This window comes from Isoptericola halotolerans, from assembly GCF_013149785.1.
In the GTDB taxonomy this organism is placed as follows: domain Bacteria; phylum Actinomycetota; class Actinomycetes; order Actinomycetales; family Cellulomonadaceae; genus Isoptericola; species Isoptericola halotolerans.
This window is the reverse complement of the sequence record NZ_JABEZU010000005.1, coordinates 89,067-109,405: the sequence shown is the minus strand read 5'-3', so window position 1 is coordinate 109,405 and position 20,339 is coordinate 89,067. Positions and strand designations below refer to the sequence as shown.

Annotated in this window: 22 protein-coding genes; 12 read left to right on the top strand and 10 right to left on the bottom strand. The window is 72.9% G+C overall.

The features are described from left to right. The first annotated feature begins 131 nt into the window (after positions 1 to 131). Together rpmB and HDG69_RS17405 are read left to right on the top strand one after the other, a co-directional pair. A complete protein-coding gene (gene rpmB / locus HDG69_RS17410; RefSeq protein WP_171785098.1) occupies positions 132 to 323 on the top strand; it encodes a 50S ribosomal protein L28 in 192 nt (63 codons plus the stop codon). Between the two features lie 189 nt (positions 324 to 512). Further along, entirely contained in the window at positions 513 to 1,040 is a 528-nt protein-coding gene (locus HDG69_RS17405; RefSeq protein WP_171785097.1) for a GNAT family N-acetyltransferase, read from the top strand. An 86-nt stretch (positions 1,041 to 1,126) separates the two neighbouring features. Here the strand turns inward: HDG69_RS17405 and HDG69_RS17400 are convergent, their stop codons facing one another. After that, positions 1,127 to 2,164 carry a thiamine-phosphate kinase gene (locus tag HDG69_RS17400; RefSeq protein ID WP_171785096.1) on the bottom strand — a complete coding sequence of 346 codons (1,038 nt, stop codon included), beginning with the start codon at positions 2,162 to 2,164 and terminating at the stop codon, positions 1,127 to 1,129. Between the two features lie 51 nt (positions 2,165 to 2,215). Here HDG69_RS17400 and HDG69_RS17395 point away from each other — a divergent pair, with 51 nt between their 5' ends. Next, positions 2,216 to 2,683 carry a DUF3515 family protein gene (locus HDG69_RS17395; RefSeq protein ID WP_343036503.1) on the top strand — a complete coding sequence of 156 codons (468 nt, stop codon included), beginning with the start codon at positions 2,216 to 2,218 and terminating at the stop codon, positions 2,681 to 2,683. An 18-nt stretch (positions 2,684 to 2,701) separates the two neighbouring features. On the opposite strand, the gene HDG69_RS17390 is transcribed toward HDG69_RS17395, so the two are convergent. The 3 genes from HDG69_RS17390 to HDG69_RS17380 form a co-directional block, all read right to left on the bottom strand. Next, positions 2,702 to 3,115, bottom strand: coding sequence for a VOC family protein (locus HDG69_RS17390; RefSeq protein WP_171785095.1), 414 nt, complete (start codon positions 3,113 to 3,115; stop codon positions 2,702 to 2,704). A 75-nt stretch (positions 3,116 to 3,190) separates the two neighbouring features. Beyond that, on the bottom strand, positions 3,191 to 4,327 hold the full coding sequence (locus tag HDG69_RS17385; protein ID WP_171785094.1) for a D-alanine--D-alanine ligase family protein: 1,137 nt from the start codon (positions 4,325 to 4,327) through the stop codon (positions 3,191 to 3,193). Between the two features lie 66 nt (positions 4,328 to 4,393). Further along, the gene (locus HDG69_RS17380; protein ID WP_171785093.1) at positions 4,394 to 5,974 is read right to left on the bottom strand and encodes an AMP-binding protein; all 1,581 of its coding nucleotides are present in this window, start codon (positions 5,972 to 5,974) and stop codon (positions 4,394 to 4,396) included. Between the two features lie 119 nt (positions 5,975 to 6,093). On the opposite strand from HDG69_RS17380, the gene HDG69_RS17375 reads away from it, so the two are divergent. After that, the gene (locus HDG69_RS17375; RefSeq protein ID WP_171785092.1) at positions 6,094 to 7,284 is read left to right on the top strand and encodes an acyl-CoA dehydrogenase family protein; all 1,191 of its coding nucleotides are present in this window, start codon (positions 6,094 to 6,096) and stop codon (positions 7,282 to 7,284) included. Here HDG69_RS17375 and HDG69_RS17370 read toward each other — a convergent pair. Continuing rightward, positions 7,254 to 7,997 carry a TetR/AcrR family transcriptional regulator gene (locus HDG69_RS17370; protein WP_171785091.1) on the bottom strand — a complete coding sequence of 248 codons (744 nt, stop codon included), beginning with the start codon at positions 7,995 to 7,997 and terminating at the stop codon, positions 7,254 to 7,256. The genes HDG69_RS17375 and HDG69_RS17370 overlap by 31 nt on opposite strands. Before the next feature lie 91 nt (positions 7,998 to 8,088). Here HDG69_RS17370 and HDG69_RS17365 point away from each other — a divergent pair, with 91 nt between their 5' ends. Genes HDG69_RS17365 through HDG69_RS17355 form a run of 3 tightly spaced genes read left to right on the top strand, consistent with a single transcriptional unit; the run spans position 8,089 to position 11,786 of the window. Then, positions 8,089 to 8,802 carry a DUF4386 domain-containing protein gene (locus HDG69_RS17365; protein ID WP_171785090.1) on the top strand — a complete coding sequence of 238 codons (714 nt, stop codon included), beginning with the start codon at positions 8,089 to 8,091 and terminating at the stop codon, positions 8,800 to 8,802. 39 nt (positions 8,803 to 8,841) lie between these two features. Next, positions 8,842 to 10,272, top strand: coding sequence for an MFS transporter (locus tag HDG69_RS17360; protein ID WP_171785089.1), 1,431 nt, complete (start codon positions 8,842 to 8,844; stop codon positions 10,270 to 10,272). After that, entirely contained in the window at positions 10,269 to 11,786 is a 1,518-nt protein-coding gene (locus HDG69_RS17355) for a pyridoxal phosphate-dependent decarboxylase family protein (RefSeq protein ID WP_171785088.1), read from the top strand. Before HDG69_RS17360 ends, HDG69_RS17355 begins: the two co-directional genes overlap by 4 nt. Before the next feature lie 54 nt (positions 11,787 to 11,840). On the opposite strand, the gene HDG69_RS17350 is transcribed toward HDG69_RS17355, so the two are convergent. Next, complete coding sequence (locus HDG69_RS17350; protein ID WP_171785087.1) at positions 11,841 to 12,647, bottom strand: ABC transporter permease; 807 nt, start codon at positions 12,645 to 12,647, stop codon at positions 11,841 to 11,843. Further along, positions 12,640 to 13,620: an ABC transporter ATP-binding protein gene (locus tag HDG69_RS17345; protein WP_171785086.1), complete on the bottom strand. Its 981-nt coding sequence runs from the start codon at positions 13,618 to 13,620 to the stop codon at positions 12,640 to 12,642. Before HDG69_RS17345 ends, HDG69_RS17350 begins: the two co-directional genes overlap by 8 nt. Positions 13,621 to 13,708: 88 nt before the next feature. On the opposite strand from HDG69_RS17345, the gene HDG69_RS17340 reads away from it, so the two are divergent. The 5 genes from HDG69_RS17340 to HDG69_RS17320 all read left to right on the top strand — a co-directional run bounded on the left by HDG69_RS17340 (position 13,709) and on the right by HDG69_RS17320 (position 18,124). Beyond that, positions 13,709 to 14,440 carry a TetR/AcrR family transcriptional regulator gene (locus tag HDG69_RS17340; protein WP_171785085.1) on the top strand — a complete coding sequence of 244 codons (732 nt, stop codon included), beginning with the start codon at positions 13,709 to 13,711 and terminating at the stop codon, positions 14,438 to 14,440. Between the two features lie 43 nt (positions 14,441 to 14,483). Then, positions 14,484 to 15,623, top strand: a complete 1,140-nt coding sequence (locus HDG69_RS17335; protein WP_171785084.1) for a trans-sulfuration enzyme family protein — start codon at positions 14,484 to 14,486, stop codon at positions 15,621 to 15,623. A 38-nt stretch (positions 15,624 to 15,661) separates the two neighbouring features. Then, the gene (locus tag HDG69_RS17330; RefSeq protein ID WP_171785083.1) at positions 15,662 to 16,351 is read left to right on the top strand and encodes an AMIN-like domain-containing (lipo)protein; all 690 of its coding nucleotides are present in this window, start codon (positions 15,662 to 15,664) and stop codon (positions 16,349 to 16,351) included. Positions 16,352 to 16,433: 82 nt separating this feature from the next. Next, a complete protein-coding gene (locus HDG69_RS17325; protein ID WP_171785082.1) occupies positions 16,434 to 17,138 on the top strand; it encodes a DUF6318 family protein in 705 nt (234 codons plus the stop codon). Then, positions 17,135 to 18,124: a hypothetical protein gene (locus HDG69_RS17320; RefSeq protein WP_171785081.1), complete on the top strand. Its 990-nt coding sequence runs from the start codon at positions 17,135 to 17,137 to the stop codon at positions 18,122 to 18,124. The genes HDG69_RS17325 and HDG69_RS17320 overlap by 4 nt, the downstream gene beginning before the upstream one ends. Before the next feature lie 52 nt (positions 18,125 to 18,176). Here the strand turns inward: HDG69_RS17320 and HDG69_RS19220 are convergent, their stop codons facing one another. The 3 genes from HDG69_RS19220 to HDG69_RS17305 are packed head-to-tail and all read right to left on the bottom strand — an operon-like array spanning position 18,177 to position 20,320. Continuing rightward, entirely contained in the window at positions 18,177 to 18,545 is a 369-nt protein-coding gene (locus HDG69_RS19220) for an SdpI family protein (protein WP_171785080.1), read from the bottom strand. Between the two features lie 12 nt (positions 18,546 to 18,557). After that, complete coding sequence (locus HDG69_RS17310) at positions 18,558 to 19,559, bottom strand: NAD(P)H-dependent glycerol-3-phosphate dehydrogenase (RefSeq protein ID WP_171785318.1); 1,002 nt, start codon at positions 19,557 to 19,559, stop codon at positions 18,558 to 18,560. Between the two features lie 5 nt (positions 19,560 to 19,564). Continuing rightward, complete coding sequence (locus HDG69_RS17305) at positions 19,565 to 20,320, bottom strand: lysophospholipid acyltransferase family protein (RefSeq protein ID WP_343036502.1); 756 nt, start codon at positions 20,318 to 20,320, stop codon at positions 19,565 to 19,567. Between the last annotated feature and the right edge of the window lie 19 nt (positions 20,321 to 20,339).

Below are 20,339 nucleotides of genomic sequence, written 5' to 3'. Positions count from 1 at the left end.
GCTGTTGAGGGCCGGCCTCGACATCGGCTATCCTCGTGTGGTTGCCCGGTGTTCCGGGCGCCCCCAGACCATCAAGAACCTCACGTCTCGCTGCCATGGCACGAGACGTGCACGACGATTCAGGAGAAACCGTGGCTGCCAACTGCGACGTCTGCGGCAAGGGCCCGGGCTTCGGGCACAGCGTCTCGCACTCCCACATCCGGACCAAGCGGCGCTGGAACCCGAACATCCAGCGCGTGCGTGCCGTCGTCGCGGGCACCCCCAAGCGCGTGAACGTGTGCACCTCGTGCCTCAAGGCCGGCAAGGTCGAGCGCAAGGCCTGAGCCAGCGTCGTGCGCCGCACGGCGCACGACTGACGAACGCCCGTCGGGTTCACCCGGCGGGCGTCTTGTCGTCCCGGAATGCCCTCACCGGTCGCGCTGGTCGACCTCACCGCTCGGCAAAGCAAAGGGTTCGTGAAGTGTTCACCAATACCTCTAGGCGATCAGCGGTGGACGTGGCAGGCTGACTGCATGATGGTCGAGACCGACAACGACGTGGTGATCCGGTCGGCGACGTCCGAGGACGCCACCGCGATCGCCCAGGTGCACCTCACGTCCTGGCGCGGCGCCTACTCCCACGTGCTGCCCGCCTCGTACCTCGACTCCCTCGACGTCACCGAACGGGCGCAGGAGTGGCAGCGTGCGCTCTCCTCGGACGAGGGTTCGACGATCGTCGCAGAGGCGGACGGACGGACACTCGGGTTCGCCAGCTACGGCCCGTCCCGCGACGAGGACGCCGAGGACGGCTGCCTGGAGCTCTACGCCATCTACCTCGACCCGGAGGCCTGGGGCCGCGGCGTGGCCCGCGACCTCATGCGCACCGTGCTGGCCGACGTGCCACCCACCGTTCGGATGACCCTGTGGGTGCTCGACGAGAGCAAGCGCGCCCACCACTTCTACCGCCGCCACGGCTTCCAGCCCGACGGCGTCGAGCGGATCGAGGACTACGGGGACGTCCCGGTCACGGAGATCCGCTTCACCCGTGGGCCCGAGCGCTGACCCGCAGCGAGCCTGCGAGCGCAGGGCCGGCGCGACCAGCAGGACCGAGCGCTGACCCGCAGCGAGCCTGCGAGCGCAGGGTCGGCTCAGGACCGGAAGTGGTCCCAGCCGGGCGACACCTCCGGACGGTCCCCGTCCAGCAGCACCTGCGGACCGTCGTCGGCGGCCACGACACGGCCGATCTCGCGGAACCCCGGCGGGAGGTCGCGGTCCGCGACCTGGGCGGGGAAGGTCGCGAGCAGCCCGTGGTCCTCCCCTCCGGAGAGCACCCAGTCGTGGGCCGCGTGCGCCCCGGCGGCATCGTCCGTGGCGATCGCCAGCTCGACGGCGGCGGGCACGAGCGCGGCGACGTCGCGGGACAACGACCCGCTGGACAGGTCGATGCTCACTCCGCTGGCGCGCGCGATCCGTCCGGCGTCGCGCACCAACCCGTCCGAGACGTCCAGCATGGCCGTGGCCCCGCCGTCGGCGGCTGCCGGGCCGGCGGCGAGCGGTGATCCCGGACGCAGGTAGGCGGCGACGAACGGGGCGAGCGGCCCGGGTGCACCGGGTGCACCGTCGGCGGCGGTGGCCGCGTGCGCGGTGAGCAGGGCCAGCCCGGCGGCCGAGGCGCCGAGCACGCCGGCGTGCGCGACCACGTCCCCGGGGCGCGCACCGGACCGGAGCACCGGTGCCCTTCCCTGCAGGTCACCGTGCACGGTGACAGCGACGACGACCGCGTCGCCGCCGGACAGGTCTCCCCCCACGACCACCGCGCCGGCCGGCGTCGCCGCGTCGGCCAGGCCACGCGCGAAGCCGGTCACCCAGTCGACGGGCAGGTCCTCGGGCATGACGAGGGACACCACCATGGACGTGGTCCGGGCACCCATCGCCGCGATGTCGGCGAGGTTCTGCATGGCTGCGCGGTGTCCGACGTCATACCCGGTGGACCAGTCGCGCCGGAAGTGCCGGCCCTCGACGAGGACGTCCGTGGAGACCACCACCCGGCCGTCGCCCGCGCGGACGACCGCCGCGTCGTCGCCGGGGCCGACGTCGACACCCTCGCTCGTGGGCAGGAGCGGGAAGATGAGGGCCAGGAGCTCGGACTCGTCGAGGTCGCGCACGCGGGGGGTGGGGTCGGTCACGACCGCACCCTAACCGGCCGACGGCGCACGGCGGGCAGGTACCGTGAACCCGTGCGTCTCCGTCGCCTCCGTGCGTTGCCCTGCGTGCCCGCCGTCGCCCTGCTGGTCGCCTGCACACCGATGATCGGCGTCGAGGCGGGTGCCGACGCCGCGAACCCGGACTGCGCCCCGGTGATGCTCGCGCTGCCCGACGTCGTCGCCGGCGACCTGGAGAAGACGAACACCAACGCCCAGGCGACGGCCGCCTGGGGCGAGCCGGGGGCAGCGGTGACGCTGCGCTGCGGGGTGGCGCTGCCCGGGCCGTCCGCGGACTGCCAGCGCATCGACTCGGTGGAGGGCTCGGTGGACTGGATCGTGGCGAGCGCGGACGACGGCACCTGGCGGTTCACGACGTACGGGCGCGAGCCCGCCGTCGAGGTCACGGTGCCGCCGGCGGTCACGGAGAACCACTCGACGTCCTTCATCACCGACCTGACCCGGGCGGTCGAGCAGGTGCCCGCGACCGCCGAGTGCACCTGACGGGGCCCGAGGAGGCGGTCACGGGACGACGAGCTCACCCAGCTCCCCCGGGGCGTACGCGACCTCCCACAGGAAGCCGTCGGGATCGGTGAAGTAGCCCGAGTACCCGCCCCACTCCCGCTCGACGGCGTCACCGACGGTCGGTGCACCTGCCCGGCGGGCGTCGTCCAGCACGGTATCCACCTGTCCGGGCTCGGCGACGTTGTGCGCCAGCGTCATCGGAGGCGTGCCCCCGCGCGTGACCGGCCCGATCTCCTCCAGCGCCGCTGTCTCGTCCCACAGGGAGAGCACGAGGTGCGGCCCGACCTGGAACATGAGGACCTCGCCGGACACGTCCAGGTAGCTCTCCCACCCGAGTCCGTCGAGGTAGAAGCGGCGCGTCGCGTCGAGGTCGGTGACGACCAGCGTCACCAGGCTGAGTCTCTGGTCCATGGCACGACCCTGCCACCGGGCACCGACACCTGCGGCGTCGGGCGGGCGGGCGAGGCCGTGCGCGACGCCGTGCGGTCAGCGTAGTCCGGTGGGCCGCTCGAGCGCGAGCTGGATCAGCTCGTCGACGAGCTCCGGGTAGCTCAGACCCGTGGCCTGCCACATCCGCGGGTACATCGAGAACGGCGTGAACCCGGGCATGGTGTTGATCTCGTTGACGATCACCTGCTCGTCCGGCGTCACGAAGACGTCGACGCGGGACAGCCCCTCGGCCTCGACCGCCTCGAAGGTCCGCACGGCGAGCTCGCGGATCTGCTCGACGACGGCCTCGGGCAGGTCGGCCGGGCAGTCGAGCTGGACGTGCGCCTCGTCGAGGTACTTGGCCTCGAAGTCGTAGAACGCGTGCGTGTCGTCGACGACGATCTCGCCGGGCAGCGAGGCTCGCGGGCCGGCGCCGCCACGGCCGCCGAGCACGGCGCACTCGATCTCACGGCCCTGGATCCCCGCCTCGACGACCACCTTCGGGTCGTGCTCACGGGCCGCCTCGACGGCAGCGGTCAGGTCCGCGGGGTCGTCGACCCGGGTGATGCCGAGCGAGGAGCCCGCGCGGGCCGGCTTGACGAACACCGGCATCCCGAGGCTCTCCACGCGCGCGAGGCAGGTCGACGGGTCCGTCGTCCACTGGCGGGACGTCAGCACCTCGTACGGCCCGACGGGAAGACCGTGCCCGGCCAGCACGAGCTTCATGAAGTGCTTGTCCATGCCCACGGCGGAGGCCAGCACCCCGGCCCCGACGTAGCGCACGTCGGCGAGCTCGAGCAGCCCCTGGACCGTCCCGTCCTCGCCGAAGGGCCCGTGCAGCAGGGGGAAGACGACGTCGACCTCGCCGAGCAGTTCCGGCACCTGCCCGGGCTCGAGGACGCGCAGCGTGCTCTCGCCGGAGGTGAGGGAGAGCACGACCTCCGCCCCGTCGTCCGCCGTCACCTCGGGCAGGCGACCGTCGCTGATCTGCCAGCGCTCGGCCCGGTCCTCGGCGACGACCCAGCGCCCCGCACGGGTGATCCCCACCGGGACGACGTCGTAGCGGTCACGGTCGATCGCACCGAGCACACCGGCCGCGGTGGCCGCGGAGATGGCGTGCTCACCGGAGCGTCCGCCGAACAGCAGGGCGACGCGCGGCTTGCGCACGAGGGCGGGAGGCGTGGTCTCGGACATCGGCCCGACCCTACCGGAACGGGCCCCTGCCCCGACCACCGCTCCCGCCCTCGTGCACGGAGCCGTTCACGCCGTCTTGAGGTCCTTGCGCAGGATCTTGCCCGCGGCGGACTTGGGGATCGCGTGCGTGAACTCCACGAGCCGGATCTTCTTGTACGGGGCCACCTTGGCGGCCACGTACTCCATGACGTCCTGCGCGGACAGGTCGGCACCCTCGGCCAGGACGACGAACGCCTTGGGCAGCTCTTCGCCCTCGCCGTCCGGCACCCCGACGACGGCGGCGTCGGCGATCTCCGGGTGCGCCACGAGCAGGGCCTCGAGCTCGGCGGGAGGCACCTGGTACCCCTTGTACTTGATGAGCTCCTTGAGCCGGTCGACGACGTAGAACACGCCGTCGGCGTCCACGGTGACGATGTCGCCGGTGTGCAGGAACCCGTCGCCGGTGATGGTGTCCCGCGTCTCCTGCTCGTTGCCCAGGTAGCCGACCATGACGTTCGGCCCGGCGCAGAGCAGCTCGCCCGGTGCGCTCATCCCCTCGGCGGGCTGCTCGATCTCCTCCCCGGTCGCCGGGTCGACGATCTTGGCCTGCATGTTCGCGACCAGCAGCCCGATGGAGCCGGGCGAGATGTCCGTGCGGCCGGTCGGGATGACGTGGGAGATAGGAGACAGCTCGCTCATCCCGTAGCCCTGACCCACGTGCGCTCCGGGAAGCCGTTGCGCGACGAGGGCCGCGAGCTGCGCGTCGAACGGTGCGGCACCCGAGTTGAGGAGCCGGACGCTGGACAGGTCCGCCTGCAGCGCGAGGGGGTGCTTGGCCAGTGCCAGCGCGATCGGTGGTGCGACGAAGAGGACCGTGGCGCGGTGCTTCTCGATCAGGCCGAGGTACTCCGGCAGGTCGAACCGCGGCACGGTCACGAGGGTCGACCGCTGGTAGAGCGCGCCGTTCATCAGCGCGGTGACCCCGTAGATGTGGAAGAACGGCAGCACGGCCGGGATGACGTCGTCGCGGGTGAGCGGGATGTACGGCTCGGCCTGCAGGACGTTGGCGACCAGGTTCCGGTGGGTGAGCATCACTCCCTTGGGCAGCCCGGTGGTGCCCGAGGAGTAGGGCAGGACGGCCAGGTGGGTGGCCGGGTCGAACGAGACCTCGGGGGCGGGCGCACCGGCGGCGAGGAGGTCGCGCAGGCCCGGGTGTCCCTCGGCGCCGTCGAGCACGACGACGTCGTCGGGGTCCAGTCCTGCGGCCTCTGCTCCCTCGACGGCCTGCGCGAGCAGCGGTGAGACGGTCACCAGCGACTTGGCGCCGGAGGCGCTGATCTGCTTGCCGACCTCCGGACCGGAGGCCAGTGCGTTGATGGTGGTGACGGTGACGCCGGCCCGGAGCAGGCCGTGGAAGACGCTGACGAACGCCGGGACGTTGGGGCTGTGCAGGGCGACCACGTCGCCGACACCGAGCCCGCGGGCTGCGAAGGCTCCGGCGATCGCGTCGACCTGGGCGCGGAGCGAGCCGTAGGTGGTGACCGCGCCGCTGGGTCCGTCGATGAGGGCGGGGTGCTCGAGGTCCGCACCCTGCAGGGAGGCGAACAGGAAGTCGTACAGGCTGACGTCAGGGATCTCCACGTCTGCCTGGGGGCTGCGGATGGCCAACGTTGGCTCCTCTCGTCGGTGCGGTCCACGTCGACCGCTCTGGGGCCAGCGTAGCCGAAAGACCGACCGGCCGGTATGCTCGCCGAGGGCCGTCGCCGTCCGGATGGTTGAATCGCGGTATGGCTGCCGACCCCGCTTCCCTCACCGACCGTCGCCTGCTGTCGGACGACCTGCTCGCGACCGTCCGCGGCCGCGCCGCGATCCACGACCGGGAGAACAGCTTCTTCGCCGACGACCTGGCCGACCTGGCGGGCTCCGGCTACCTCGGGGCGATGGTGCCGTCCCCGCTCGGAGGCGCAGGGCTCACCCTGCGCGAGGCGGTCCACGAGCAGTCCCGGCTGGCCGGGGCCGCACCGGCCACGGCGCTGGCCGTCAACATGCATCACGTCTGGGTGGGGGCCGCCCGCTACCTGCACGAGCGCGGGGACGACACCCTCGACTGGCTGCTCACCGAGGCGGCGGCGGGCGAGGTCTTCGGGTTCGGCTACTCCGAGGCGGGCAACGACCTGGTGCTGCTGGGCTCGCGCACCGAGGCGCGACCCGACGGCGCGGGCGGCTTTACCTTCCACGGCCGCAAGATCTTCACCTCCAACTCCCCCGGCTGGACTCGCCTGGGCGTCATGGGGCTGGACAGCACCACCGACCCGGACGACCCGCGCATCGTGCACGCGTTCATCACGCGCGACGCGGGCGGGTTCGAGATCCTGGACGACTGGGACACGCTCGGCATGCGGGCGTCCCAGTCGTGCACCACGGTGCTCGACGGCGCCCACGCCCCGGCCGAGCGCGTGATGCGTCGGATCGCCCCCGGGCCGAGCCTCGACCCCTACGTCCTGGGCATCTTCACCAGCTTCGAGGTGCTGCTGGCCTCGGTGTACACCGGTATCGCCGACCGCGCGCTGGCGCTCGCGGTCGAGACCGTGGGCCGGCGTACGTCGATGAAGAGCGGCACGACGTACTCCCAGGACCCGGACATCCGTCGGCGCATCGCCTCGGCAGCCCTCGCGATGGACGGCGTCTGGCTGCAGATCGACCAGGTCGCCGGGGAGATCGACAGCGAGCCGGACGGGCGAGCCGATCGCGGCGCCGGCTGGTTCCGCGCCACGGCGGGCCTCAAGGTCCGCGCCACCGAGACCGCCCGCTACGTCGTCGACGAGGCGATCCGCTGCTCGGGCGGGTCGACGTACTTCAACCGCTCCGAGCTCGGACGCCTGTACCGCGACGTGCTGGCCGGCATCTTCCACCCGAGCGACGACGAGTCGGCGCACGCACTGGTCGCTCAGTCCCTGCTGGGTCCCGTCGAGGCCTGAGGTTCTCCGGAGGCCGGCGCTCGGCCGGCCTCCGCGCGTCGCGCCCGCTCCAGACCGTCCAGGAGCAGCCCCAGCGTGAACTCGAACTCGGTCTGGCTGTCGCACCAGCCGAGCATGGGGTCGGTGGCGTCGTGGAGCTCGGCGGCGACCATGGCCGACGTGTACGGCAGCGCCGCCGCCATGGCCTCCGTCTCAGCCTCCGAGGTGTCTTCGCCGCCGCCGCCGGGACCGAAGAGCTCCTGGGAGAACCCGAGGACCATGCTGCCCAGCGCGTGCATCGCACGGTGGGCCAGCCGGTAGGAGCACCCCCCACGGACCATGACCCCGAGCACGTCCTCGTAGAGCTGGAAGACCCCGGGCCGGATCGTCGTCCGTGACCCGAGCAGGCGGGGCATCCACGGGTGGCGCAGCATGACCTCCCGGGCTGCGAGGCAGCGCGACCTGACCTCGGCGACCCACGCACCGTCGGACGGGTCTGCGACCGTCTCGGCCGCCGCGCCGACCTGGGTCGCCATCTCGGCGGCGACGACGTCGATCAGCCCGTCGAGAAGCTCTTCCTTCTTGCCGGGCAGATGGTGGTAGAGCGACATCGCCTCGATGCCGAGCGCGGTGGCCACGCCGCGCATCGTCAGCGCCCCGAGACCTTCGGCGTCGGCCAGGGCGACCCCCGCGGCGAGCACCCGCTCCCGGGTCACCGACTTCGTGGCGGCCATCCGTGCTCCCCTCTTCCCTCGGGCCACCTTACGTCGTATGGTTCCCTTACGCCGTAAGCCTTATGGCGTAAGACCCAGAGAGGGGCTTCCCATGCACCCGTCCGTCACCCGGCCCACGGCCCGCACGACCGGCCTGCTGTACCTCGCCCTCGCCGTCTTCGGCATCCCGGCCTTCCTGATCATCCGCCCGATGCTCTTCGACCCCACCGACGCGACGACCACCGCCGCGAACCTGGTCGACCAGGAGGCGCTCGCACGGCTCGGCGTCGCGCTCGAGCTCGCTCTCGTGGCTGCCCAGACGCTCACCGCCCTGTGGTTCTTCCGCCTCTTCCGCCGCGTGGACTCCTTCGCGGCCGCGATGCTCGCGGTGTTCGGCACCATCAACGCCGTCGCGATCCTGACCAGCGCCGCCGCGCTGGGCGCCGCCCTCGACGCCGCCCTCGCCGGGGACCCGGCCGGCAGCCAGCTGATGTACCTGCTGTCCGGCAACCTCTGGGGCGTGGGTGCCCTCTTCTTCGGGCTGTGGCTGATCCCGATGGGCCTGCTCGCCCGCCGGGCCGGCATGCCTCGCCCGATGGCCGCGATCCTCCTCGTCGGCGGGCTCGGGTACATCGCCGACGCGTTCCTGAGCCTTCTCGCCCCGGGCGCGGACCTGCTCTCCCAGCTGATCGTCGTCCCCGCCACCGTCGGTGAGTTCTGGATGATCGGCTACCTGCTCTGGACGGGCCTGCGCCCGGTCCGCACCGGCGCTCCCGTCCCGACCGGCAAGTCCTCGACGCGTCGAGAGGTACGCGCCGAGCCCTGACCGTGACGGGCGTCACTCCACGTCTCGTAGGATCCCCGCATGACTCTGAGCCGGGGCACCGTCGCCCGCTACGCCGTCGGGTCGGTCGGCACGGGTGGCTTCGGCACCCTGCCCGGGCTCGTGCTGGTCTACTACCTCACCGACACCCTCGGCGTGGCCGCACTCATGGCGGGGCTCATCGTCACCGCCGCCAAGGTGTGGGACGTCGTCATCGATCCGGTCATCGGCGCCGTCAGCGACCGTGAGCAGGCCCGCCACGGTTCACGGCGGCGCCTCATGGCTGCCGGGGGCCTGCTGCTGCCGATCTTCTTCGTCCTCACCTTCGCCGTCCCCGCCACCTGGGGACCAGCGGCCGCCGGAGCGTGGGTCCTGCTCGCCTTCGTGTGCGCCGCCACCGCGTTCTCGCTGTTCCAGGTCCCCTACATCGCTCTGCCGGCCGAGCTGACCGACTCCTACGAGGAACGCACCCGCCTGCTCACCGCCCGGGTGGTGGTGCTGACCGTGGCGATCCTCGCCTTCGGGGGCGGAGCCCCGGCGCTGCGCTCGGTCGTCCCCGACGAGCACGCGGGCTACCTGCTCATGGCGGCAGCGGCCGGGCTCGTCCTCGGCGCCTCGCTGCTCGTCGCCGCCGGGGTGCAGCGAACCGGTCGACGACGTCGGTCTCGACCAGGGCCGAGCGCTGCGGCCGCGAGCGCCGCGCCACCGGTTGCCACGGCGTCCGGGCCGTCGTCGTCGGGCGCGTGGCGCAGGCTCCCGGCCGCCTACCGCGACGCCGTGGCCCTGCTGCGCACGAGCCTGCCGTTCCGCACGCTGCTGGCGACGTTCGTGCTGCAGGCGCTGGCGACCGGCACGATGCTGGCGGGCGCCCAGTACGTCGCACGCTGGGTGCTCGGCGACGAGGGCGCCGTGACGTTCCTGTTCGCGGCGCTCGTCGCGCCGGCGGTGGTCTTCGCACCGGTCTGGGGCGCGGTCGCCCACCGGGTCGGCAAGGAACGAGCCTTCCGGATGGCCTCCGGCGTCTTCACCGTGGCGGCGCTCGGGCTGCTGGGCCTGGCCTGGTCGCCCGGTGCGTGGGTGTACGCCGTCGTCGCGGTGGCCGGGGCGGCGTACGCGGGCCTGCAGTCGCTGCCGATGGCGATGCTGCCCGATGTCGTCGCGCACGACGCCCGTTCCCGCGGACCCGGGCGGGCGGGCACCTTCTCAGGCGTGTGGACGGCCGGCGAGACGACCGGGTTCGCACTCGGTTCCACGGTGCTGTCGCTGACGCTCGCCGTGACCGGCTACGTCGAGTCCCGAGCGGGCGTGGTCGTGGTGCAACCGGACGCGGCGGTGCTCGGGATCGTGCTCGCGTTCTCGGTGCTGCCGGCCGTGCTCGTCGCCGCGAGCCTGGCAGCGCTGCACCGCTACCCGTTGCGCAAGGAAGACGTCGACGCCGCGAGGTCCGCGGCCACCCACGAGGAGCACGCATGAGATTCGCCGAGGCGCCCGACGAGGTCCTGGCACGGCTGGCCACCCTGCGCGAGCGGGACGCCCCCACGCACGGCGGGCACGTGCTCAGCTACGTGTACGACTCGGGCGTGCCCGCGCTGGACGAGGTGGCGGCCGCCGCGATCCGTCTCATGCAGCCCGTCAATGGGCTGGACCCCACGACGTTCGGCTCGGTGGCAGCGCTCGAGCGTGACCTGGTGGCCTTCACCCGCGACCTGCTGGGCGGCGGGCAGGCCGGGGACGGGGAGGCCGTCGGGACGGTGACCTCCGGCGGCACGGAGAGCTGCCTGCTCGCGGTCAAGACGGCACGCGACGCCTGGCTGGCCGCCCGTGGCCTCGCACCCGGCGCGGCCCGGCCGCGGCTCGTCGCGCCGACGACGGCGCACGCCGCGTTCCACAAGGCGGCGCACTACTTCGGCCTGGAGCTCGATCTCGTTCCCGTGCGGCCCGACGGCGCGGTGGCGGCCGAGGCGGTGGCCGGACGGCTCGGGACCGACGGCGACGGCGGTCCCGACGACGTCGCGCTCGTGGTGGTCTCGGCCCCCTCGTACCCGCACGCCGCGCTGGACCCGGTCGCCGACGTCGCTGCGGCGGCGGCGGCACAAGGGGTGCCCGTGCACGTGGACGCCTGCATCGGCGGGATGGCGCTGCCGTTCTGGCCGGACCTGCCCGACTGGGACCTGCGGGTGCCGGGCGTGACGAGCCTGTCGGTGGACCTGCACAAGTACGGCTACGCCCCCAAGGGCGTCTCGGTGCTGCTCCATCGCGGCCGGGACCGGCAGCGCGGCCAGTACTTCGCCACCACGCGGTGGCCGGGCTACCCCGTGGTGAACCCGACGATGCTCGGTTCCCGCTCGGGCGGGCCCCTGGCCGCCGCCTGGGCGATCACCCAGGTGCTCGGCCGCGACGGGCTCGCCACGCTCGCCGACCGCTCCCGGCAGGCGACGGAGGCGTTGCGCGACGCCGTCGGGCAGATCGAGGGGCTGCGCGTGGTGGGCCACCCCACCGGCCCGCTGCTCGCCGTCGCGTCCGACGACGCCGCCGGTGCCGAACGTCGCGTCGACCCGCACGTCTGGGCGGACGCCGTCACGGCGCACGGCTGGGTGCTCCAGGCCCAGCCCTCGCACCGGCAGCCGGACGGCACCGTGCTGCCCCACACCACGCACCTGACGGTGACCCCCGTGACGGCGTCGGTACTGGACGAGCTGGTGCCTGCCCTCGTGGCGGCGGCCGACGAGGTCCGCGGGACGCCACGCCCTGCCCCGGACGCCGCCCTCGGTCGGCTCGCCGCCACCGGCGCGCCTCCGACGCCACCGAGCTCGCAGACGGCCGCGACGCTGCTCGCAGGCCTCGGCCTCGACACGTCCCGGATCGGCGACGACGGACCGGGCGTGGGGCCGATGGCACCCCTGCTGGCAGCGGTCGAGGCACTGCCCGCACCGACGGCGGAACGGCTGCTGGTCGAGCTGCTCGCCCGGCTGGTCGAACCGCGCTGAGCCTGGTCGAACCGCGCTGAACCCGGTCAGGCGGCACCGTGTGCCCGGACCGGTTCAGCCCCGGCGCACCAGGGCGCGCAGGCTGAGCAGGACCCCGACCACGCACCACACCGCGAGCACGGCGACGTCCCGCGCGTCGGCGCTGTACACCTCGGACGCGAGGCCGGCCCGCAGCAGGTCGCCCGCGGGCTGGACGGGCAGCCACTCGTGCACGGTCCGGAACCAGGCGGGCAGCTGCGTGGCGGGAAAGGTCAGCGGCGAGAACAGCATGACGAAGAACACCAGCACCTGGCTGACGAGCTGGGCGAGCACCGGTGGCAGCGTCACGGCGACGGCGTAACCGACCGACGTCGCCGTGACGGTGACCAGGACGGTCGCCACGAGGAGCACGGGCCAGTCCGGGGAGAGGGCCAGGTCGAACCGCAGCTCGCCCACGAGGACGGCGACGGCGACGCTGGGGAGCGCGACGAGGAGCCATACGGTCAGGTCGGCGAGCAGCAGCGTCAGACGGGGCACCGGCAGCGTGCGCAGGAAGACGAAGGTGCCGTCCGTGCGCGCCCGCGCCACGCCCTGAGGCACGATCACGAGACCGACGACCATCAGGAGCACGGTCGGCGCCCCGGTCGACAGGTACAGCGCCGTGGCGGGGTCGATGTCCGGGATGACGAGCCCGAAGCCGACGATGATCCCGGCGGCGAGCACCGCCTGCACGACGACCACCAGCGGCAGCATGCTGCCGACCTGTGCGACGTTCCACCGCACCATCGAGGCGTAGGAGGACCACGGCCCGACCGTCGCGGACGGTTGCGCGGTCGTGCCGTCGGTCGGCACGGCGGGGGCCTCGGCAGTCTGTTCACGCATGGCTGGTCACCTCGGTCAGCTCGTCACCGGCAGCCCCGGTGCTCTCGGTCAGGGCCAGGTAGGCGTCCTCGAGCGTCGCCGGACCCAGGGTGTAGCCGTCGACGACGCCGGTGTCGCGCAGCGAGGCCGCCCAGGTCACCGCGGGCGAGGCCTCGTCCGCCGGGACGACCAGCAGCACCCGCCGGCCCGCCCGGACACGCTGTCGCACCGCGAACGGGACGTCGGGCGTCGGGTCGTCGCCGCCCGGGGGCAGGGTGACCTCGAGCCGCAGACCGTCGTCGAGCCCGGAGGCCAGCCGTGCCGGCGAACCGGCGGCCACGACCTGGCCGCGGTCCAGGACCACGAGGTCGTCGACGACCTTCTCGGCCTCGAGCACGTTGTGCGTCACCAGCAGGACGCCGGCGCCGCGGTCGCGGAGCCGGCGCACCGCGTCCCACAGCCGCCGGCGGCGGGCGGCGTCGACGTCGTTGGTCGGCTCGTCGAGCACGACCAACGGTGCCGGGGCCGCGACGGTCATCGCGAAGCCGGCGAGGCGACGCACGCCGCCGGACAGGCCGCGGCCCTCGGGCAGCGCCCGCTGGTCGATCCACTCGGTGATGTCGAGCTCGACGGCGAGCCGCTCGGCGGCTCGGCGCGCCTCGCGGCGCGGGAGGCCACGCAGGCGCCCCGCGAGCTCGACCGCCGTCCGGGGCGTGAGCCCGTCCAGCGGCACCTGGCCCTGTGCCTGGAGCGCCACGAGCCTGCGCGCTGTCCCAGGGTGCGCCACGGCGTCGACCCCGGCCACACGGATCTCCCCCGCGTCCGGGCGCAGGAGGCCCACGATCTGCGAGACCAGGGTGGTCTTGCCGGCGCCGTTGTGCCCGAGGAGCCCCACCACCTCCCCGGCCCGCACACGGATGCTGATCGCCGCGTTGGCCGTGACCGCGCCGAACCGCTTGGTCACACCCTCCACGACGAGGACGTCGTCGCTCATGACTTCTCCTCTTCTCGGATACTCACCGTATCCGCATACCGACAGTATCCCGATACCCTTGGTCTTGGCCAGGGTTAGGGTGAGACCCATGACCCCTGCGCCGATGACCAGGGCCGAGCGCCAGCAGCGGACCCGTGACGAGCTCGTCGCAGCGGCGCGCGCCGTCTTCGCCCGCGACGGGTACCACGGCGCCCGCCTCGACGAGATCGCGAGAGAGGCCGGCTACTCCAAGGGGGCCGTCTACTCCAACTTCGCCGGCAAGGCCGAGCTGTTCCTCGCCGTCGTCGACGCCAACCTCGCCCTCGCGGCGCACGACCCCTGGGACCCCTTCGATGCCGCCCTCTCCCCCGGCCCGGGCGATGACGGTGACGCCGCGGGTTGCTGCATCGAGAACGTCCACGCGCCGCTCGACCCGGAGATCGAGACCGAGACCGACAGCATCATGCGCGGGTCTGCGCTCGCGACCCTGGAGTTCATCGCCACCGCCGCCCGCGACCCGGAGCTGGCACAGCAGATGGCCACGCGGATGCAGCGGATGGTCGACCTGTACGCCGACAACACCGCACCGACGGACGACGACGAGCTCGACGACCGCGACCGCGCCCTGCTGCTCGTCGCCCTGGATCAGGGTGCAGCGCTGCTGGAGCTCGGCGGCGTCACCCAGCTCGACCAGCGCCTGCTGCGCGTCGGTCTGCGCCGCATCCTGGACCCGCGGCGCGCCGCGGAGCACCCCGTCACCGACGCTCGCGGCGGGTCCGCGGTGCACCTCCAGGAGTACCGCGACGCCGTGCGGGCCGCGCTGCGCGGCCAGGACGGCTGAGACCCCGCGCCCCCGTCGCCCGGGGCACACGTACCCTGCTGCCATGACGCACGACCCCGCCTCCCTGGCCCCCGCCACGCTCGCCGTCGCCGCGGGGCGCCCCCCGCGCGTCCAGGGCGGCCCCGTCAACCCTCCCGTCGTCCTCAGCTCGACCTACGTCTCCCAGGGCGTCCCCGGCGACGAGCTGCTGTACACGCGCGGCGGGACCGAGACCTGGGGACCGTTCGAGGAGACGCTGGCGGCCCTCGAGGGAGGCACGCACGGCGTCGTCCTCGGCTCCGGGATGGCCGCGATCGCCGCCGCCCTCGCCGACGTGCCGCCGTCGGGCGCGGTGGTCGTCCCGCGCCACGCCTACCAGGTCACCCTCGGCTTCCTCGACGACCTCGCCCGCCGGCACGGCGTCGAAGTGCGACGCGTCGACATCGCCGACACCGACGCCGTCGTCGCCGCGCTCGACGGCGCCGACCTGCTCATGGCCGAGTCCCCCACCAACCCCATGCTCGAGGTCGCCGACCTGCCCGCCGTCCTCGCGGCCGCCCGCGAGCGAGGCGTGCGGTCCGTCGTCGACAACACGTTCGCCACCCCGCTCGGCCAGCGACCCCTCGAGCTCGGCGCCGACGTCGTCGTCCACTCCGTGACCAAGTACCTGGCCGGGCACTCCGACGTCGTCCTCGGTGCCGTCGTGACGAACGACGACGCGACCGCCGCGCGGATCCGGGCCTACCGCACCCTGCACGGGGCGATCGCCGGGCCGATGGAGGTGTTCCTCGCGCTGCGCGGCCTGCGCACCCTGCACCTGCGCGTCGAGCGCGCCAACGCCAACGCCGCCGAGCTCGCCCGGCGGCTCGCCGCCCACCCCGCCGTCGCGGAGGTCCGTCACCCCTCGCTGCCGAGCGACCCCGGCCACCGCCGGGCCGCCCAGCAGATGACGTCGTTCGGCGCGGTCCTCGGCCTGCGTCCGCTCGGCGGTCTCCCCGCCGCCGACGCCCTCGTCGACGCCGTGCGGCTGTGGGTGCCCGCGACGTCCCTCGGTGGCGTGGAGTCGACCCTGGAGCGCCGGCGCCGCTTCGCCACCGAGTCGCCGACGGTGCCCGAGGACCTCGTCCGACTCTCGGTCGGCGTCGAGGACGTCGAGGACCTCTGGCAGGACCTCGCCCAGGCGCTCGACCGGTCCCAGGCCTAGGCTCGGAGCCAGCAGACCACGCCGAGCAGGGAGGCACCGTGGGCACGTCACCGCACCGCCGTCGGACGTCCGAGGCCCTTGCGGCCGCCGCGCTCCTGGTGCTGGTCAGCGCCTGCGGCAGCGGAGCCGACCTGCCGGGCTACGGCAGCGGGACCTCCGAGACCACGGAGGCGAGCCCGACCGAGGACGAGCCCTCGCCCGACGAGGCTCCCCCGGCCGAGACCCCCGCCGACGAGAACCCGTCAGACGAAGCCTCCTCCGACGAGGAGAACCCCGCGGACCCGGAGGAACCCTTCGAGGGCGGCACAGCGGCGGACACCGGCGAGCCCAGCGACGACGCGATGCTCACCGTCACGGACGTCCGGGTCGGCGCCCACGACGACTTCGACCGCGTCGTGCTCGACCTGGAGGGCACGGGTGCGCCCGGATGGCGGGTCGAGTACGTCGACGAGGCGCTGGAGCCCGGACGCGGCGACCCGGTGGACGTCGACGGCGAGGCGGTGCTGCAGGTGGACGTCACCGGGACCGCCATGCCGATGGACTCCGGCGTCGAGGAGTACGGCGGCGACCCGGTCCCCGGACCCGGCGAGTCCGTCGAGCAGGTCGTCTACCGGTTCGTGTTCGAGGGCACGACGACGGCGTTCGTCGGCGTCGACGGTGAACCACGCCCGTTCCGCGTGCTCACCCTGAGCGACCCGACACGGCTCGTCATCGACGTCGGGCACTGAGACGACGCGGCCGACTCGTCGGCCGACGTGGCCGAGAGGCCGTTCCACTGAGCGAGACGTTGTCCACAGGGTCGTGCCCGGGATGGGCGGGTTTCGCTACGGTGTCGGGGATGTCGCCGTCGACTCCCTGGTGAAGGACTCCGTGAAGGAACCCGTGAAGGAACGCCCGATCCCTCGTCCCGTCCCTGCGCTGAGCGCGGTCGCGCTGGTCGCGCTGCTGCTCGTCGGCTGCACCGGCCCCGAGCCGGCCACCGACCCGGGCACGACGGCGGAGGCTGCGCCGAGCCCGTCGGTGTCTGCGGCGGAGTCCTCGCCGGCGCCGTCGCCCACGCCGGTGGTCGTCGCCCCGGAACGCCCCGCCGCGATGGACGACGACGGGTACGAGGGCGCCGAGGCCGCGGCGGTGTACTTCCTCAGCCTGGACGACTACATCATGAAGACCGGGGACACCACCGAGTGGGAAGCGATGTCGCACCCGGAGTGCAGCACTTGTTCGAAGCGACTCGAACAGGCACAACACATCGCCCAGAACGGAGATACCTTCACAGGCGGGGAGATGTCAGCCAACATCCTGCACACCTACGAGCAGGACGAGGCCACTGGCATTTGGCCATTGGACATCAAGGTCTCCGTGGAACCCGTCGTGATCACCGATCAGGCTGGCGACCAGGTCTTCGCCGACGACGCCGTCGAGGCCGAGCAACGCTTCGAGGTTCTCCGACAGCGTGATCAGTGGGTCATCGTCAACATCGTCGGCTCTCAGCACATCGATGGTGACGACGCATGAGCATCGCCCGTTCCGTCGCGCTCCTCACGGCCCTGGCCGTCAGCACAGCGCCCCCACCACCAACGCCCCCGCTCTCCCCGTCGACTACCTCCGGCTACAGCGGCTACGTGGACGACGAGAACAACTCCGCGCATGTCAGAGCGCACGGCGCCGCGCAGAACCCCGCGACCTCGGGCCAGGACGACGGCCCCCGCGACCGCTACTTCCGCACCGACCTGACCACCTGCAACCTCGCCGCGACCTGGGACGGCGTCGACCTCGCCACCACCCTGGACACCTGCCCCGACGAGGCCCTCGAGCTCACCATCCAAGGCGCCCCCTGCACCGACGAGGAGTACGAGCTCGCCGACCTGTGGGTCGAACGCGTCCGCGACGACGGCACCTACACCGACCCCGAGCACCTCTCCGGACGCGAGTGCATCACCCCCACCGACCTCGCCCCCCACGCCCGACACGAGTTCGCCACCATGCACATCCCCACCCCCGAAGCCACCCTCCAAGCCCGCGAACCCCTCCTGGCAGGCGTCCACTACCCCGCCTACGCCACCACCCAACCCCAGATCGTCGACGTCACCCTCCTGGACGTCCCCGTCCAGATCCGCGCCGACCCCGTCGAGTACACCTGGAACTTCGACGACCCCCACACCCCCGGCGGCGCCACCCTGACCACCACCGACCCCGGCCAGCCCTGGACCGACGGCGCCCCCACCCCCGACCACACCTGGATCGGCCACACCTACACCCACCTCGGCCACCCCGACACCCACCCCGGTACCCACCGCGACGAGGCCGGCAACTGGTACCGCCAGGGCGTCACCACCACCTTGACCACCACCTGGCAAGGCCACTTCCGCATCACCGGCACCAGCACCTGGACCACCATCGACGGCACCATCACCACCACCAGCACCACCGACCCCGTCACCCTCACCGAAGCCCGCGCCCGCCTCGTCTGCGACGACACCCACGGCCACACCACCTGCTGACCCCACCCCACCGATGTGGGTGCACGACGACAGGCCGCGGCGGGCCTCAAGCTCAGCCGGGCCTCTTCGACACCTCTGCGGCGGCTCGGCTGCCGACGCGGGCACCGTAGAGCACGAACCCGAGCATCGCGAAGCACCCGAGGAGCACGCCGACGACCAGGACGGGAACGGAGACCGGCAGGACGGCGAGCATCGCGCTGCCCAGGGACGAGTACCCGGCGCACATCGTCGGTCGCCTGGCACGGACATGAGCCGCCAGCCAGGCCTCCTCGCTCGCCATCGTGCTCGGGACACGGATGCCGGCGTACTGGTTACGCCTCAGCCGTCCGGACGCAGCGGCACGGGCCGTCCAGAGGAGCAGCGCCCCCGATCCAGACATGACGACGAACAGCAGGATCCGCACCGCCAGGTCCTTGCTCACCGCCGGACAGCCCTACTCGGCGAGGCTCTCGGACTTCTGCGGCCGCGACAGCAGCACGCGGGCCATCTCGTCGACGGAGAGCCCCTCGTGCAGCACGGCGACCACCCCGGCGGTGATCGGCATGTCCACGCCGTGCTTCTGCGCCAGCTCCAGCACCGATCGTGAGGACTTGACGCCCTCGGCGGTGGTGCCGGTGGCCACCAGGGCGTCCTCGAGGGACATCCCCTGCCCGACGTGCTTGCCGAGGGTGTGGTTGCGCGACAGCGGCGAGGCGCAGGTCGCCACGAGGTCGCCCATCCCGGCGAGGCCCGCGAAGGTCTCCGCCTGGGCACCCAGCGCCCGGCCGAGTCGGGTGATCTCGACCAGGCCACGGGTGATGACGGTCGCCGTGGTGTTCCAGCCGAAACCGCGGCCCTGTGCCATGCCGATCGCCAGCGCGATGACGTTCTTCACCGCGCCGCACAGCTCGACCCCGACGACGTCGGAGTTCGTGTACGGCCGGAAGTACGCGTTCGAGCACGCCTCCGCCACCCGGCGGGCGTTGCCCTCGTCCGGGCAGGCGACGACGGTCGCCGTCGGCTGGCGCGCGGCGATCTCCTTGGCCAGGTTCGGTCCGGAGACCACGACGACGCGGTCGAGCGAGATGTCCAGCGCCTCGGCGATCACCTGGCTCATGCGCTTGTCGGTGCTGAGCTCGATGCCCTTCATGAGCGACACGACGACGGCGTCCGGCTCCAGGTGCTCACGCAGACCTTCGAGGGTCGTGCGCGCCACCTGGGACGGGATCGCGACCACGACGACGCTCGCACCGGCGAGCGCCGCCGCCGCGTCCGTCGTCGCCCGCATCGCCGGCAGCTCGACGTCCGGGAGGTACTTGGTGTTGCGGCGCTCGTCGGCGACCTGGCCGACGACGGCCTCGTCGCGGCCCCAGAGCGTGACGTCGCACCCGGCGTCGGCCATGACCATCGCGAAGGTCGTGCCCCAGGAGCCAGAGCCGAGGACGGCGGTCTGCACGGCGCTCACGGGCGCTCCACCGGCGGGTAGTGCATCTTCTTCACCTCGTAGTCAGGGTGCTTGCGCAGGTCGAATCGGTGGGCAGGGGGCTGCTCGTCCCGCAGCTCGGCGAGCAACGCCGTGATGGCGTCCATGACGCGGTTCATCACCTCGCGCAGCGTGGCGGCGTCCTGCGGCCGGTCGTACAGGTCGGAGAGGTCGACGGCGGGCCCGGCGACGACCTGCACCCGCTTGCGTGGGAAGGGGCGGGGCAGCTTGCCGTAGCGCGGCAGGATGTCGGCCGCCCCCCACTGCGCGATCGGCACCACCGGGAGGCGGGTCGTCAGCGCGATCCGCGCGAGGCCGGTCTTCGGCTCCATGGGCCAGCAGTCCGGGTCCCGCGTCAGCGTGCCCTCGGGGAAGATCGCGACGCAGGCGCCGTCGCCGAGCTCCTCGCCGGCGCGCTGCAGCGAGCGCGCGGCGGCCGCGCTGCCCCGGTCCACCGGGATCATGTTCGTGCCACGCAGCGCGGTTCCGACCACGGGGGCGCTGAACAGGCTGCGCTTGGCCAGGACGCGGGGCTCGAAGCCCTGGTCGAACAGGTAGTGCACGAACGTCAGGGCGTCCAGCTCGGTGACGTGGTTGGCCGCCGCGATGAAGCCGCCCTCGGTGGGCAGGTTCTCGCTGCCGCTCCACTCGTAGCGGCACATCGAGAACATGGTCGGTCGCACGATCCTCGCGATGAGGCGATAGAGGCGCGACTCAGGTCTGGCGATGGGCACGGCCACAGAGCCTACCTGC

Bases quoted from the DNA above. Each gene is read 5' to 3' on its own strand.
- HDG69_RS17405 (WP_171785097.1), top strand. From the start codon at position 513: ATGATGGTCGAGACCGACAACGACGTGGTGATCCGGTCGGCGACGTCC.
- HDG69_RS17390 (WP_171785095.1), bottom strand. From the start codon at position 3,115: ATGGACCAGAGACTCAGCCTGGTGACGCTGGTCGTCACCGACCTCGAC.
- HDG69_RS17385 (WP_171785094.1), bottom strand. From the start codon at position 4,327: ATGTCCGAGACCACGCCTCCCGCCCTCGTGCGCAAGCCGCGCGTCGCC.
- HDG69_RS17375 (WP_171785092.1), top strand. From the start codon at position 6,094: ATGGCTGCCGACCCCGCTTCCCTCACCGACCGTCGCCTGCTGTCGGAC.
- HDG69_RS17370 (WP_171785091.1), bottom strand. From the start codon at position 7,997: ATGGCCGCCACGAAGTCGGTGACCCGGGAGCGGGTGCTCGCCGCGGGG.
- HDG69_RS17365 (WP_171785090.1), top strand. From the start codon at position 8,089: ATGCACCCGTCCGTCACCCGGCCCACGGCCCGCACGACCGGCCTGCTG.
- HDG69_RS17360 (WP_171785089.1), top strand. From the start codon at position 8,842: ATGACTCTGAGCCGGGGCACCGTCGCCCGCTACGCCGTCGGGTCGGTC.
- HDG69_RS17355 (WP_171785088.1), top strand. From the start codon at position 10,269: ATGAGATTCGCCGAGGCGCCCGACGAGGTCCTGGCACGGCTGGCCACC.
- HDG69_RS17350 (WP_171785087.1), bottom strand. From the start codon at position 12,647: ATGCGTGAACAGACTGCCGAGGCCCCCGCCGTGCCGACCGACGGCACG.
- HDG69_RS17345 (WP_171785086.1), bottom strand. From the start codon at position 13,620: ATGAGCGACGACGTCCTCGTCGTGGAGGGTGTGACCAAGCGGTTCGGC.
- HDG69_RS17340 (WP_171785085.1), top strand. From the start codon at position 13,709: ATGACCCCTGCGCCGATGACCAGGGCCGAGCGCCAGCAGCGGACCCGT.
- HDG69_RS17335 (WP_171785084.1), top strand. From the start codon at position 14,484: ATGACGCACGACCCCGCCTCCCTGGCCCCCGCCACGCTCGCCGTCGCC.
- HDG69_RS17325 (WP_171785082.1), top strand. From the start codon at position 16,434: ATGGGCGGGTTTCGCTACGGTGTCGGGGATGTCGCCGTCGACTCCCTG.
- HDG69_RS17320 (WP_171785081.1), top strand. From the start codon at position 17,135: ATGAGCATCGCCCGTTCCGTCGCGCTCCTCACGGCCCTGGCCGTCAGC.